Raw genomic sequence first — 13,895 nt, forward strand, 5'->3', positions numbered from 1 at the left:
CAATGTCTATTAAAACTAAAACAACTCTCGTTGCTGTCGCGTTATCAAGCTTATTAAGCGCATCAGCCATTGCGAACTTGCACAACATGCCGCAATTGAGCCAACAAGAAAGTACAGCGACATCAAGCCAACAAACTGAATCAGAAAAAGCCAACGTATTGTTTGAAGCCATTTTTATGGAAAATGTGATGGCAAATCCGGTTAACCAAACTTACCTGGGCATCAAACAAGATTACGGCAAGTGGAATGACTTGTCTGATGCTGCTGCAGATGCTGATTTAGCCCGCAGTAAACAGCAACTAATAAGATTAACTCGCCTTGATGCCAATAAATTAAATGAACAAGCTGCGCTCAGTTATGAACTGTTGAAGGCCAGCTTAGAGCACAGTATTAGCGACGATAAATGGCGTTATCACACCTATCCGATTAACCAAATGTATGGCGTCCATTCTGTGGTGGCTTCATTATTGATTAACCAACATCAAATAACCGATGAAAGTGATGCTAAAGCTTATATTAGTCGTTTGAACGGCATACCAACACTACTTGCACAATTAGAGACCTCATTAGAAATTCGCGCTAAAAAGCATATTATCGCGCCAAAATTTGTTTTCCCATATGTAATTTCCGATAGTAAAAACATTATCACTGGCGCCCCATTTACAGATACAGGAAAAGACAGCGCGTTATGGGCTGACGCGAACCGTAAGATAAATAAACTCGATATAACCGATGGCAATAAACAAGCCTTATTAGTCGAAGTAAAACAAGCTCTACTGACTAAGGTAAAACCTGCATATGAGCAGTTAATCACCTATACCAAGTCACTTGAAGCTCGAGCCGATACTCAAGATGGAGCTTGGAAACTGCCTGATGGAGAAGCGTTTTACAATAACGCCCTCGCCCGCACCACTACAACCGATATGACCGCAGACACTATCCATGATCTTGGCTTATCTGAAGTTAAGCGTATTCATGATGAAATGCGGGTCATTATGAAAAAGGTACACTTTGCCGGTAGCTTACAAGAGTTTTTTGTGTTCATGCGCGATGATAAGCAATTTTATTACCCAGAAACTGATGAAGGCAAAACGGCATATCTCGCCCAAGCAAAATCGCTGATCGATACTATGGAGTCTCGTTTAGACGAAGTGTTCACGATTAAGCCTAAAGCCGAATTAGTAGTACGAAAGGTAGAAGCGTTTAGAGAAAAGTCAGCAGGTAAAGCATTTTACGACCAACCTGCACCAGATGGTTCTCGCCCAGGAAGCTATTACGCTAATTTATACAAAATGGAAGCGATGCCAAAGTATCAAATGGAAGCACTTGCTTACCATGAAGGCATTCCAGGGCATCACATGCAAATTGCTATTGCACAAGAACTGCAAGGTATTCCAAAATTCCGTAAATTTGGTGGTTACACGGCTTATATTGAAGGTTGGGGACTTTATTCAGAATATTTCCCGAAGGAAATGGGCTTATATGCCGACCCATACTCTGACTTTGGTCGTTTATCGATGGAGCTATGGCGCGCATGCCGTTTAGTGGTTGATACTGGGATACACGCTAAAAAGTGGACTCGTGAGCAGGCTATTGCCTATTACGTTGAGAATACTCCAAACGCTGAGTCTGATGCGATAAAAATGGTCGAACGCCATATTGTTATGCCATCACAAGCGACTGCGTATAAAGTTGGTATGATTAAAATATTACAACTACGTGAGCAGGCTAAAAAGGCGCTAGGAGCCAAGTTTGATATTCGCGAATTTCATACTGTAATCCTTAAAAATGGACCATTGCCATTAGACATACTTGAAGAGCAAGTAAATAAGTGGATTAAGCAGGTTCAATCGCTGTAATTTTAAATCATTAATCCACTCGAAACATAAAACGGCAACCTCAGGTTGCCGTTTTGCTTTATCAATTTCCACAAAAAAATAACCCCAGAACAAAGTCTGGGGTAAACCAAATAAATTAGGATGATGGTTTTAAGGTTGGCATTATTTTAGTTCGAAAACCATTGCCAACACTGACTCAAAATTTGCTACCTTGCCGATTTGTACATCTAACTGAAAAGGGGTCATTTCTCAGAAAAACGTAGGGTTCAAATCATTTCGAATCAACTGAGTACTATTGTATTGATATCAGAACAGAGTTCAACTAGTTAACAAATGTAAATTGCTAAACCCTTGATTAGCAACTTACTAATAAACTAATCAATCAACACCTTAAGCACTTTAAAATCAGCCGCTTAATACAAAGCCGCAAGGTAAGTTGCGGCTTTGTTCTAAATTTGAAATAATGTTTCCACTTTTACTTACGAAGTTTATACAAATGATCGAACTTAGCATCCCAATAAGGTGGGCTGCTGATGTGCGTTTTAATAAAATCAATGAACGCACTGACTTTTGGAGCTAGATGTTTACGACGAGGATACACAGCTTGTAATGGAAGATTGTGAGTCAACTGCCAATCAGGTAACAAAGGAATCAATGTTCCTTGAGCGATTTCATCTTCCATTAAGTAACTGGCTAAATAGACAATGCCTAAACCACTTACTGCGGCCGATTTCAATGCTGGCGCATTATCGACACGAAAATTGCCTGATACACCTATTTCGCAATAATCGTCACCCTTTTTAAATTGCCACATGCTGTGCTCATGCCACTCGCCTTGATACACCAAACAATTGTGTTCAACCAATTGCTCTGGGCGGCTAATGTTACCATGTTGGGCAATATAACCCGGTGATGCGACTAACAAGAACTGACATTTCATTAACGGTCTTGCCACCATACCCAGCGGCAATTGCTCAGACATGGTTAACAATAGGTCTAAGCCTTCACTGACAACATCGACTTTATGATCAAGTAAGCTCACTTGTAGTTCAAGCTCTGGATGCCTTGCCATAAATGCTGGTAAAGCTGGAATAATGTGCATGGTGCCAAATGATTGTGATATCCCAACTTTTAATACACCACGAGTTGCATCATTTAAGTTGTGAACACTTGAAACGGCCTGCTCTGCATCACGAAGAAGTTCTTCGCCTTGTAGATACAATAAATTACCGGCTTCAGTAAGGCTTAAACTGCGGGTTGTACGCTGAATAAGTTGCACACCAAGTTTATGTTCAAGATCTGCAACTTGAGTACTTACTTTAGATTTAGAAATGCCAAGACGTCTGGCTGCAGCACTAAAACTTCCTGCACGTGCAACATGAGTAAAAATTGCGATAGGTTCTAACAGTTCTAACATGAAAGTCGCCTTAAGCTGGTTACGACATTAATAAAAATTTCAGATATCTGTTAGCCATTGCTGGTAACTAAACCTTGCTTAGCATCAATATCGACACTCAGATATTATGATTGTTGCTGCCAAATGAGCATCAAAACAAACTAATATCTTTAATCAACACTAACAAATGAAGATTCTGAAATATAACCACATCTAAAGTAGAGTGTAATTTTGTAATAATTCTCACGAGTATAACAAAAAAAGCCTCTATGGCTCTATATTTATAATTGACAATTTTTTTATCAGAACAAAGCAACACGAGCTATAGCGGTAAACCAGCTAGAATTGGCCCCAAAAAAAAGCCCCTGTGTCTTCAAAAAGAGCACAGGGGAAGGTCAGGTGTCCGGGAAGACAGGTTGAACAAAATAAATTTACTCTTTTAGCTCGCCTAGCTTGGCCAATGTATAAGGTGCAAGTTCTGGTATGGATTTACGCACTTGGCTTTCTAACACTAATAATCCTTCGAAATTATCACAAATTTTATCGGCTCGTTGTTCAAGGCCTTGTGATTGCGACTCAAGTTGTTGCTCGATGTCTTTACCGACATTGTCCATTTTTTGTGAAAAGGTATTCATTTTTTCTTCAAATGAACCGCCTTCAGAAGACATGATCTGGCTACCTAATGTCATCATTAATGATCCCATTGAGTTGGTGACCATTTGTTCTATCTCTTGTTCAAACTCTTCATTAAATGCATGTTCAATTGAAGAGTCTGTTGAACCTAAATAAAACTTATCGCCTTGCTGATACGCCATGGTGTCAATGCGTGTTTGAATCCCTGTCATTAGCTTATCAATTTGGCTACCAGTGGCGTCGCCAAATATTGGGGTTAATGCCATATTGACTGCTTGAGATGCCATTACGACAACATCACCAACCAAATCAATTACCTCAGGTACTTGACGAGATAGCTCATCAGAATATTGAGTGAGTAACGTTTGTTGTTTAGCGGTTAAGGTGACTTTTTTACCGTCTACATATAGTTGATCGAGTTCAACGCGATATTTCTCGGATCCATTATCACTAATCTGCAATTTTTTTGGTTCAACAGTAACGTCATAGTTTAATGTCACATTGCACTTTTCATCATTAATGGACATTTTTGCCATGGCGGGAGTTAGCGCCCCTACTGTGAATAACATGCTGGTTAACGCTACACTACAAATCAACTTCTGTTTGGTCATGATAAAAATCCTTTTGCTATACATATATCAATAATTAGCTCGTATATGAGCTTTATAAAGCACAAGCTATGCCAATAGTTATAACTACATGACTTTTAATAGATTAATGATAAAATAAGACAATATATAAGCTAATGAATATACAATAGCGGAAGTGTATTCGTAAAATAAACCAATAAATAGTCTATTTTACCAATCTCAATAATAATTAATCTATCTAGGGCCAGCTGAGCTTCAGGATGAATTTTACTGCAGTTTGTATTTTGCTAGACAAGTAAGCGTATACGACGTGTGGCTGTTCTAGATAAGTAAGCAATAACCTAGGCGAAAAGAAGCCACTAAAACTGCCCAAGTGGGCAGTAAAATGACTTTTAAACGTTTTGAGTCAATATTATAGATTCAGATTTGATATACAAAGAGTGAGTACGTTAAGGTCGAACAACGTTAACCGCGAAAGATTAGCCCTTGTATAAACTAAAAAATTGAACGGCCTAACTGTTGGCTTAAATGTTCTAACATGGCTGTGCCCGCAAGCGAGTTACCATTATTGTCTAGCTCAGGTGACCACACACAAATAGACATATCACCAGGAATAACCGCAATAATGCCGCCCCCCACGCCACTTTTACCGGGCATACCTACTCGATAAGCAAACTCTCCTGCGCCATCGTATAATCCAGATGTCGCCAGTAATGCATTGAGTTGCCGAGTTTGCACCGGCGAAACTAAGCTGTCACCATCGAGTGTCTTACCGCGATTAGCCAAATAGAACATCGCACGGGACAAGTCAGCGCAATTCATTCTTAATGCACAATAATGAAAATAACTTTTAAGTACGGTATTGACGTCGCCTTCAAAATTACCAAATGACTTCATTAAATAGGCAATAGATGCATTACGTGCACTGAACTGGAACTCAGAATCCGCCACAACTTTATCGTAGGCTAACGTCGGGTTCTGGCTCAATTGACGCACAACCTCAAGCATACGATGCTTAGGCGCCCCTAAACGGGCTTGCAACAAGTCAGCAATAACTAGCGCACCGGCATTAATAAAAGGGTTGCGAGGTTTACCGCGTTCTAATTCGACCTGTACCAGCGAGTTAAATGAATGCCCTGAGGGTTCTTTACCCACACGACTCCAAATTTCATCTTCAGTATATAAATTAAGTGCCTGAGTAAGGCTAAAGACTTTAGAAATACTTTGAATTGAAAAAGGCTCAAGGTAATCACCGGCACCAATTGTTTGGCCATCAAGGGTAGTAACGGCAATCCCTATTTTGTTAGGGTCAACGCAGGCAAGCGCAGGAATATATCCTGCAACCTTGCCTTTACCCAATAGCGATCTTACTTTATCGACGGCTTGTTGAAGTAATAATTGCTCAGGCAATTTAGCTTAACCCCACCAGATATCGTACAAATCACTCACTTCGAGGTTAGAAACTGGCTTGTCTTTCCAGAATGCATTCACTGCTGCGGTATCTTCATCAGTACATTTACCGATAGCTTGGGTAGCAATAATACCTTCCCATTGCTTGTGTCCACCACCGTGGAAACCTAATTGACGAGGTTCAATGACCTCAACAAGAAACTGATCAACTAAGTTATCAATATCTTCTTCAGATACCGACTCATCAAAAGTCCAGTTGATTTCAAAGCCTAATTCTTGAAACTCATCAACTCGTAATTTTTTACGTAAACGACGACTACGATTTTGCGCCATGGTGTATTCTCCGATTGCTGAAAGTATAGTTGTGATTAAGCAGTACGCTCAAACATGATATCCCATACGCCGTGACCGAGTCTGTGGCCTCTTGCTTCAAACTTGGTAAGCGGACGATGCTCTGGACGTTCGACAACTGTACCAGTTGTTGATTGATTTTTATAACCTTCTGCTGCATTCATTATTTCTAACATATGCTCGCTGTAATTTTCCCAATCGGTTGCCATATGAAATACACCACCGATTTTAAGCTTACGGCGGATAAGTTGTACAAATTCAGCTTGTACAATCCGGCGCTTATGATGACGTTTTTTATGCCATGGGTCAGGGAAAAACAATTGTACGCGCTCAAGTGAACCATCAACAATGCTGTGCTCTAGCACTTCCATTGCATCATGATGATATACACGTAAGTTAGTCACTTCAGCTGCACCGGCATCAGAAAGACACGTACCAATACCAGGTTTATGAACTTCTATGCCAATAAAGTTTTGCTCTGGGGCAGCTTTTGCCATTTGGACTAATGATGCCCCCATACCAAAACCGATTTCTAACACGGTATCTGCATCGCGACCAAACACTTGAGTTAACTCCAATGCTTGTGGAGTATAATCAAGTCCCATTGCTGGCCAATGTGCTTCAATTGCTTGAGATTGGCCTTTGGTTAAACGGCCTTCGCGTAAAACAAAACTTCTGATTTTACGAATATACTTACCGTCTTCGTTAAATTCAGCTGTGGTAACGTCGCTCATCTTTGCCTCATTGTCTGCGTACTTTGTTGTGCTGTGTTACTAAATGTCTAACCGTTAGGCTGCCACTCTTTATCAACACATTACGCATTTGCTATCTGTGATAGATCAATTTTAAAATCAGTTGGGCATTATACCTAAACTCATTGCACATGTTTACGCTAATTTAGTGCAAACGTGTGATTTAAAATAGCAGTGCCACTTGTGTAATAAAATGGCTATGGCTACACTGCGCCCATGAAAAATCTGACTCCATTTTCTGAGCGTATCATCGCTTGGTATGACCTACATGGTCGTAAATCACTGCCTTGGCAGATCAATAAAACGCCTTACCGTGTTTGGGTGTCGGAGATCATGCTCCAGCAAACCCAAGTCGCGACGGTTATTCCCTATTATGAAAAATTTATGGCGCGTTTCCCCAGCGTGGTAGATCTTGCTAATGCTCATCAAGATGAGGTGCTGCATTTGTGGACTGGCCTAGGTTATTACGCCAGAGCACGCAATTTACATAAAGCAGCCCAACATATTCGTGATGCTTTTAATGGCGAGTTTCCTACTCAGTTTGATGATGTGCTCGCGTTATCTGGAATCGGTAAATCAACTGCGGGTGCTGTGTTATCGTTGTCGCTCGGGCAACACCACCCTATTTTAGACGGTAATGTAAAGCGCGTATTAGCCAGACATGGTGCTATTGAAGGTTGGCCAGGACAAAAAAATGTTGAACAACAATTGTGGCAATTAACCGATACGTTCACACCTGCCAAAAACGTTGAAAAGTTTAACCAGGCAATGATGGATATTGGTTCAAGTGTTTGCACTCGCAGTAAACCTAATTGTGCAGCCTGCCCTGTAGCAATTGATTGTGTGGCTCAACAGACGGGTCATCAAAGTCTATATCCCGGTAAAAAACCTAAGAAAGTGACGCCAGAAAAATCAGCTTTTATGCTGGTATTAGTCGACAACAGCGGAGATTCTGTAAAAGTTCAGCTTATCCAACGCCCACCAGCAGGTATTTGGGGGGGGTTATGGTGTTTTCCGCAATTTGAACAGCAAGCAGAATTAGAAGATTATTTAACGCTGCATAATTTGACAGAGTCAGAACAAGGGCTTGCAGGGTTTAGGCATACATTCAGTCATTTCCATCTTGATATTCAACCAGTATTAGTTGAACTATCTGTCGATCAAGCAACAGGCATCATGGAACAAACCTCGGCTCTCTGGTATAACATAGAGCAACCTGCGAAAGTCGGGTTGGCAGCCGCCACAGAACGTATTTTGGCTAATTTAGCCGTACTTTTCGCGACATATTAGTTTTTAGTGTAATTAAAGTTAGTAAGGAATCATCATGGCTCGCACAGTTCACTGTCAACACCTAAACAAATCAGCTGACGGCTTAGATTTTCAGCTTTACCCAGGCGAATTAGGTAAGCGTATTTTTGACAATATCAGTAAAGAAGCTTGGGGCTTATGGCAAAAGAAACAAACCATGCTCATTAATGAGAAAAAGCTCAATATGATGAATGTTGATGACCGCAAATTTCTTGAAGAGCAAATGACTCACTTTTTATTTGAAGGTAAAGACGTTGAAATTGAAGGCTATGTTCCACCTGCTGAAGATGAATAACCTAGTAATATAATAGATAACTATATTAAACAACAAAGCCGCTTAACTTAGCGGCTTTGTTTTTGGTTATCAATGACTAAATCCGATAGATTATTGTTTAACGCCTTCCACTACCAATGCTAATTCAACGTTAGCAGAAGCTGGACCTAAATCCATTTTGACCCCAAAATCTTTCATCGCAAAAGTGGTTGTGCCGCTAAAACCAGCACGATATCCACCCCATGGATCTTTACCTTCACCAATAGCAACGGCATCAATGGTTAACGGCTTTGTCACACCATTTAAGGTAAAGTCACCATTAATCACAAACTGGTTATTGCCTTTATCAACAATCGAGGTTGATGAAAAAGAGGCTTCAGGGAATTTACTGGTATTTAAAAAGTCTTCGCTGCGTAAATGCTTGTCACGCTCGGCATGATTAGAATCAACACTGTTAGTATTAATTTTAACATTCACTTTGCCATCTGCGACTTTGTCAGCATCGAAACTGAAGTCGCCAGAAAACTCATTAAAGCGCCCAACCACAAAGCTATAACCCAAATGGCTTACACTAAATTGAATTGATGCATGCGCACCTTGAGTGTCGATAACATAGTCGGCAGCATTAACAGCAACAGGTAACATAAACGTTGCACTGATAAGTGCTGCTATAAGGTGTTTTTTCATGGTTTTTTATTCCTTTAAGTTAATAACAAGTAGATATATAAAGAGGTATTGATATATTCATCAAACATAACGGTTAATATATTCAACGGTTAAACAATTCAACGGTTAAACAATTCGATTATTTGCTAATACGATTTGGCATCAGCATTCTTTTAAGGGTGTTATCTTTATCAATAAAATGATGCTTAATCGCACCAGCTGCATGCAACACAACCAAGCCAATTAAGCTATAGGCAAGGTATTGATGTATTAACCCCGCTATATCAGCTTGATCATCAATAAAAGCATTAGGAAATGGCACGGCAAACCAGTCAAAAATCCAAATATCTCGACCATCGGCTGTCGAAATCATAATTCCTGAACTCATAATGAGTAACATTAGCGTATAAAGAACAGTATGAGCCCACTTTGCCAAGCGTTTTTCCCAAGGCTGATGATTCGATAATGGGCTCGGAGTGTGTGATATCCCTCGCCAAACTAACCTTAATAGCGTTAACCCAAGTAAAAGCAAACCGACACTTTTATGCAGATGCGGCGCAGTTTGGTACCAACTACTGTAGTAGGTAAGATCTACCATCCAATAACCAGCACTAAATAGACCAATAACTGCGATGGCGGACAACCAATGGAAAAAAATGGTTACTAAGCCATAGCCAGCTGAAGTGTTTTTTAACATATCTTACTTTCCTCTAAAAAAGTCACAACATTTTAACGTTAATTTTAGGAAAGAAAATCAGTAAAAATAGCCGAAATCGTTCTATAAAATAGAAGTAACAGGTATTAAAATAGCGAACAACCAAATAATTAAGCAACTACTTATTAAACATGTCTCAATTGTAGTCACTAATTATCAAATAGCATCTAGGATGTATTGATCTTTCTTGGCTAAATATTTTCAAGATAAACGGCTTAGTTTTTTATATTAAAAGACAGCGCAGTGTTAGACATTAAGTCTCTAACTACGCTTATGCACTGTAACAAACATATTCTATAAAGATTAAACTGAACTCTTCGGGCAGCGTTTGTGGCTTCTTTCTACTGCGTTATCGCTTACTGTTTACTGCTTAATGCTTACTGCTTACTGAATAACGAATAACGACATACCATAGCTCTGTCTGGTATCAATAGTCACCACAGTTAACGGTAAAATTGAGCTTGAAAGATCGTATGGCCTTAAATAACCATATCCGAAGCACCTCTATCCCGTTGAGTAAATGCCCTAGCATTTCAGCTCACATAAATTAAGATCAACGACGCTACAAAAAGTTCACTCATTTACATGTAAATAAGTTATTCATCAGCCTAACAACTCAAACTTACCGTTCTTGAACTTGCAATTAAAGCGAGGACACTAACCATAAGTTAAAAATCAAACGGGTCTAGTGCTGAGCAAAAAACAAATGACGAATTCAATTTTCTGGTTTCTCTTTCGTTATTTTATTTAATCGTCAGCAAACTTCTACGACTTTATTCTTACCGATTAACACTTACAAACTACTTTTAGCGTTAAAAATCGATAAAAAACCACCAGTTTGCACATTAACTAGCCGAACGAGTAAAAACATTTGAAAAACCACTTGCACGATAAAAACCATCACTATACTATGTGCGCACTCCAGACGAGACGGGCATTGATTACCAAGTTAATACCTAGTCTGCAGTGATTAACTAACGCTTAGTTAGTTGCCCGAATAGCTCAGTCGGTAGAGCAGAGGATTGAAAATCCTCGTGTCCCTGGTTCGATTCCGGGTTCGGGCACCATATTTAGCCGGCATAGCTCAGTTGGTAGAGCAACTGACTTGTAATCAGTAGGTCCCGAGTTCGACTCTTGGTGCCGGCACCATAAAAACAAAAAAGCCACTCAATGAGTGGCTTTTTTGCATCTGCTATTTAGTCAAATCTAAACATCTTAATTCAGATATTGTATTTATTGAATTTAACTTCCCCAAACAAAACAGGCACTCAATTGAGTGCCTGTTTTGTTTGGGGAGGCCCGAAGATTATCTACCGAGTACTTCAACACGGGCTAAACGATTAACTTGGTTTAAAGAACCCAAATGACCATAAATTGGGCCTAGTAGACCGCGCTTTTTAAGCTCGATAAACTCTTCGTCGCTTAGTGCATTTAATTTAGCTTCATCAATAAGGTATAAACCATTGATATTACGCTTCTCACCCGCTACATCAACAGTGAGAGTCTGATTAATCAACAGCCCTTTTTCATCTAGAAACCCTAAAATACCGCGAGTAGCTTGATCTTGTTCATAGTGGCTAATCAAAGCTTGCTTACGCGCTTCTAAAAATGGAGTTTCTTTACCATCTTCAAATAATGCTTGGCCGTCTGTTTTAGTCACTTCTTTGGCATCTTCGCGTATACCAATCCATACTTTATCTTTAACGTCTGGATTAACCACTAAACCAAGGGGATAGTCACGAACAACAGCTGGAATATACAAACCTTGCCACTTACCATCTTTCACACTTAGATTTTGACCTGGTTTTAGGCCTAACATCGCAACTGACTGAAATTCGTTAGTGTCACTGTTTTTAACAAATACGATTGGATACTCAGTGGCAGCACGGTTAATTTCATGCAAGGTAACCGGCACGATGTGCTGCTCCGCCACGTGAGAAAAATCACTTGGAGTCAGTTTTAAATCACCATGCTTGGTTTGTTCTAATAATGTAATCTGGTTAGGCATCTTGGCTCCTTGAAGCACTGATTATCTTTTATGGTATAAGTACAACATCATTGTCATACGTTGTGTTAACAAATAATTAATAACTGAAACTACCAAGTTAAATCTTAAATTCAAGTAGATTTAAGTTAAATTGCGTCAATAAACGTCAAATGGCCAATTCTTGTGCAAAATAGGCTTTGTGTTTAACAAAGCCTATTCGTTTATATTGATAGTAGCTCAACTCTCTATGTGATTACTCGCCTAGTGTAACTTGAGCTTAGGGCGTTGCCAGCGCAGTAGCTTTTGGGCAATACGATATACAGAAGCCGAGAACCAGCCATACAAGCTGGCTAAATGACGCTGATACAGAGAGATGTACATCAGACGAGCAATGTGTCCTTCAACAAAAAAATCTCCTGAGCGGAGGCTTCCCATTAAGTTCCCAACCGCCGAAAAACGACTCAGTGATACTAGTGATCCATAGTCTTTATAAACGAAAGGCTTTTCTGGCTGCTGTTTCATCTTCAAACAAATATTGGCATAGAGACGATCTGCCATTTGAGCCGCTGCTTGGGCTCTTGGTGGTACCGGCTTACCTGATGGTAAGATTAATTGAGCACAGTCGCCTAAAGCATAAATATCATCAATGCCTTTTACACGCATGCAATCATCTACATCAATTTGATTACGTGGAGTGACGGGAAGTTGAGTGAAATTTTCAAATACTTTGGGACCTTTAACACCTGCCGCCCACACTTTGATATTGGCTTTTATCGTCTCCCCTGTCGCAGTAACAAAGCCTTCTTTGGTTACTTCTTTAACCTGCACACCTAAATGCAATTTAACCCCTAATTTTGACAGTACAGTTTGCGCTCTTGTACTGACTTGCTCTGGCAATTGAGGGAGTATTTTTGGGGATGCTTCTATTAAATTTATATCTAAATGATCTTTAGAGATGTTTTGATAACCGTACTCTCTTACTGATTCAATAACATGATGGAGCTCAGCGGCAAGCTCGACACCTGTAGCACCCGCACCAACAATGCCGATACCTAATTGATCTTGGGTTTCATTAAGCTGTAACAGTGCATCCATCAGCTTATGATGAAACAGATTAGCACTGTCTAGACTGTCTAAAAAAATACAGTGTTTTTCGGCTCCTGGTGTATTAAAGCTATTTGATACGCCCCCTAAGGCTAGAACAAGAGTATCGTATTCAATATTGCGCGCGGCAATGATCATCTCGCCTTCATCGTTATACACAGGAGCAAGTTGAATTTTCTTAGTCGTCGGATCGCATTGCTCAATGGCACCTCGAATATACCGGTAACCATTCTTTAATCCGTGATCTCGATATTGCAGGCCTTCGATTGATTGATCAATTACACCAACAGCGACTTCATGTAATTTAGGTTTCCATATGTGGACGGTATTTTTATCAATCAAACTAATGTCGATTAACGGATTTTTACCAAATTTCCGGCCCAATTTTGAAGCCAATGCTAGCCCTGCAGCCCCACCACCCACGATAACAATTCGTTGCACCATACACTACCTCGGAATTACCTTATACCAACAACATAATCACACAATATTTACAGTTATAAAAAAAGGCCCTTATGGGCCTTATACTGCTTCTTCATTTTCTTCGCCAGTGCGAATACGAATCACGCGTTCGATATCAGTTACAAATATTTTACCGTCACCAATTTTACCTGTTCTGGCTATATCAACGATAACATCAATCGCACGTTCCAGAATGTCATCTTGGATCACTAATTCAATTTTTACCTTAGGTAAAAAATCAACCATATATTCTGCACCACGATAAAGCTCTGTGTGGCCTTTCTGACGCCCAAAGCCTTTAACCTCTGATACCGTCATACCCGTAATGCCAATTTCAGCAAGTGCCTCACGCACGTCATCAAGTTTAAACGGTTTAATAATCGCTTCGACTTTTTTCATTAAATACTCC

Annotated in this window: 13 protein-coding genes and 2 tRNA genes; 5 read left to right on the forward strand and 10 right to left on the reverse strand. The window is 39.9% G+C overall.

Features of this window, described 5'->3' with window-relative positions; all coding sequences use genetic code 11:
• Positions 1–2 precede the first annotated feature (2 nt).
• Positions 3–1,859 (forward strand): DUF885 domain-containing protein, encoded by a 1,857-nt coding sequence (locus AAEY97_RS11155; RefSeq protein ID WP_101086402.1) that lies wholly within the window; start codon positions 3–5, stop codon positions 1,857–1,859.
• 454 nt (positions 1,860–2,313) lie between these two features.
• Here AAEY97_RS11155 and AAEY97_RS11160 read toward each other — a convergent pair whose 3' ends face one another.
• The 5 genes from AAEY97_RS11160 to trmB form a co-directional block, all read right to left on the reverse strand.
• Complete coding sequence (locus AAEY97_RS11160) at positions 2,314–3,255, reverse strand: LysR family transcriptional regulator (RefSeq protein ID WP_192115832.1); 942 nt, start codon at positions 3,253–3,255, stop codon at positions 2,314–2,316.
• 410 nt (positions 3,256–3,665) lie between these two features.
• Positions 3,666–4,478 carry a YggN family protein gene (locus AAEY97_RS11165; protein WP_101086400.1) on the reverse strand — a complete coding sequence of 271 codons (813 nt, stop codon included), beginning with the start codon at positions 4,476–4,478 and terminating at the stop codon, positions 3,666–3,668.
• A 474-nt stretch (positions 4,479–4,952) separates the two neighbouring features.
• The gene (gene glsB, locus AAEY97_RS11170; protein WP_101086399.1) at positions 4,953–5,867 is read right to left on the reverse strand and encodes a glutaminase B; all 915 of its coding nucleotides are present in this window, start codon (positions 5,865–5,867) and stop codon (positions 4,953–4,955) included.
• 6 nt (positions 5,868–5,873) lie between these two features.
• A complete protein-coding gene (locus AAEY97_RS11175; protein WP_101086398.1) occupies positions 5,874–6,200 on the reverse strand; it encodes a YggL family protein in 327 nt (108 codons plus the stop codon).
• 35 nt (positions 6,201–6,235) lie between these two features.
• Positions 6,236–6,952: a tRNA (guanosine(46)-N7)-methyltransferase TrmB gene (gene trmB, locus AAEY97_RS11180; RefSeq protein ID WP_101086397.1), complete on the reverse strand. Its 717-nt coding sequence runs from the start codon at positions 6,950–6,952 to the stop codon at positions 6,236–6,238.
• A 234-nt stretch (positions 6,953–7,186) separates the two neighbouring features.
• Between trmB and mutY the strand changes: the two genes are divergently transcribed.
• A complete protein-coding gene (gene mutY, locus AAEY97_RS11185; protein ID WP_350978658.1) occupies positions 7,187–8,260 on the forward strand; it encodes an A/G-specific adenine glycosylase in 1,074 nt (357 codons plus the stop codon).
• A gap of 34 nt (positions 8,261–8,294) precedes the next feature.
• Positions 8,295–8,573, forward strand: a complete 279-nt coding sequence (locus AAEY97_RS11190) for an oxidative damage protection protein (protein WP_101086395.1) — start codon at positions 8,295–8,297, stop codon at positions 8,571–8,573.
• A 90-nt stretch (positions 8,574–8,663) separates the two neighbouring features.
• Here AAEY97_RS11190 and AAEY97_RS11195 read toward each other — a convergent pair whose 3' ends face one another.
• Positions 8,664–9,239: a YceI family protein gene (locus AAEY97_RS11195; RefSeq protein ID WP_101086394.1), complete on the reverse strand. Its 576-nt coding sequence runs from the start codon at positions 9,237–9,239 to the stop codon at positions 8,664–8,666.
• Positions 9,240–9,357: 118 nt separating this feature from the next.
• The gene (locus AAEY97_RS11200) at positions 9,358–9,915 is read right to left on the reverse strand and encodes a cytochrome b (RefSeq protein WP_182745080.1); all 558 of its coding nucleotides are present in this window, start codon (positions 9,913–9,915) and stop codon (positions 9,358–9,360) included.
• Between the two features lie 1,009 nt (positions 9,916–10,924).
• Between AAEY97_RS11200 and AAEY97_RS11205 the strand changes: the two genes are divergently transcribed.
• Together AAEY97_RS11205 and AAEY97_RS11210 are read left to right on the forward strand one after the other, a co-directional pair.
• Positions 10,925–11,000: transfer RNA gene (locus AAEY97_RS11205), tRNA-Phe, on the forward strand.
• A gap of 6 nt (positions 11,001–11,006) precedes the next feature.
• Positions 11,007–11,082, forward strand: a tRNA-Thr gene (locus AAEY97_RS11210).
• Positions 11,083–11,239: 157 nt separating this feature from the next.
• Here the strand turns inward: AAEY97_RS11210 and AAEY97_RS11215 are convergent.
• From AAEY97_RS11215 to glnB, 3 genes are all read right to left on the reverse strand, one after another.
• Positions 11,240–11,941 (reverse strand): SapC family protein, encoded by a 702-nt coding sequence (locus AAEY97_RS11215; RefSeq protein WP_011638325.1) that lies wholly within the window; start codon positions 11,939–11,941, stop codon positions 11,240–11,242.
• 240 nt (positions 11,942–12,181) lie between these two features.
• Positions 12,182–13,468: an NAD(P)/FAD-dependent oxidoreductase gene (locus AAEY97_RS11220; RefSeq protein WP_101086391.1), complete on the reverse strand. Its 1,287-nt coding sequence runs from the start codon at positions 13,466–13,468 to the stop codon at positions 12,182–12,184.
• A gap of 78 nt (positions 13,469–13,546) precedes the next feature.
• Complete coding sequence (gene glnB, locus AAEY97_RS11225) at positions 13,547–13,885, reverse strand: nitrogen regulatory protein P-II (protein ID WP_101086390.1); 339 nt, start codon at positions 13,883–13,885, stop codon at positions 13,547–13,549.
• Positions 13,886–13,895 lie beyond the last annotated feature (10 nt).

The organism is Shewanella sp. TB7-MNA-CIBAN-0143, from assembly GCF_040310065.1.
Taxonomy (GTDB): domain Bacteria; phylum Pseudomonadota; class Gammaproteobacteria; order Enterobacterales; family Shewanellaceae; genus Shewanella.

Excerpts from the sequence above, each read along its gene's own strand:
- AAEY97_RS11200 (WP_182745080.1), bottom strand. The coding sequence starts at position 9,915 with ATGTTAAAAAACACTTCAGCTGGCTATGGCTTAGTAACCATTTTTTTC.
- trmB (WP_101086397.1), bottom strand. The coding sequence starts at position 6,952 with ATGAGCGACGTTACCACAGCTGAATTTAACGAAGACGGTAAGTATATT.
- AAEY97_RS11195 (WP_101086394.1), bottom strand. The coding sequence starts at position 9,239 with ATGAAAAAACACCTTATAGCAGCACTTATCAGTGCAACGTTTATGTTA.
- mutY (WP_350978658.1), top strand. The coding sequence starts at position 7,187 with ATGAAAAATCTGACTCCATTTTCTGAGCGTATCATCGCTTGGTATGAC.
- AAEY97_RS11175 (WP_101086398.1), bottom strand. The coding sequence starts at position 6,200 with ATGGCGCAAAATCGTAGTCGTCGTTTACGTAAAAAATTACGAGTTGAT.
- AAEY97_RS11215 (WP_011638325.1), bottom strand. The coding sequence starts at position 11,941 with ATGCCTAACCAGATTACATTATTAGAACAAACCAAGCATGGTGATTTA.
- AAEY97_RS11160 (WP_192115832.1), bottom strand. The coding sequence starts at position 3,255 with ATGTTAGAACTGTTAGAACCTATCGCAATTTTTACTCATGTTGCACGT.
- AAEY97_RS11190 (WP_101086395.1), top strand. The coding sequence starts at position 8,295 with ATGGCTCGCACAGTTCACTGTCAACACCTAAACAAATCAGCTGACGGC.
- AAEY97_RS11155 (WP_101086402.1), top strand. The coding sequence starts at position 3 with ATGTCTATTAAAACTAAAACAACTCTCGTTGCTGTCGCGTTATCAAGC.
- glnB (WP_101086390.1), bottom strand. The coding sequence starts at position 13,885 with ATGAAAAAAGTCGAAGCGATTATTAAACCGTTTAAACTTGATGACGTG.
- AAEY97_RS11220 (WP_101086391.1), bottom strand. The coding sequence starts at position 13,468 with ATGGTGCAACGAATTGTTATCGTGGGTGGTGGGGCTGCAGGGCTAGCA.
- AAEY97_RS11165 (WP_101086400.1), bottom strand. The coding sequence starts at position 4,478 with ATGACCAAACAGAAGTTGATTTGTAGTGTAGCGTTAACCAGCATGTTA.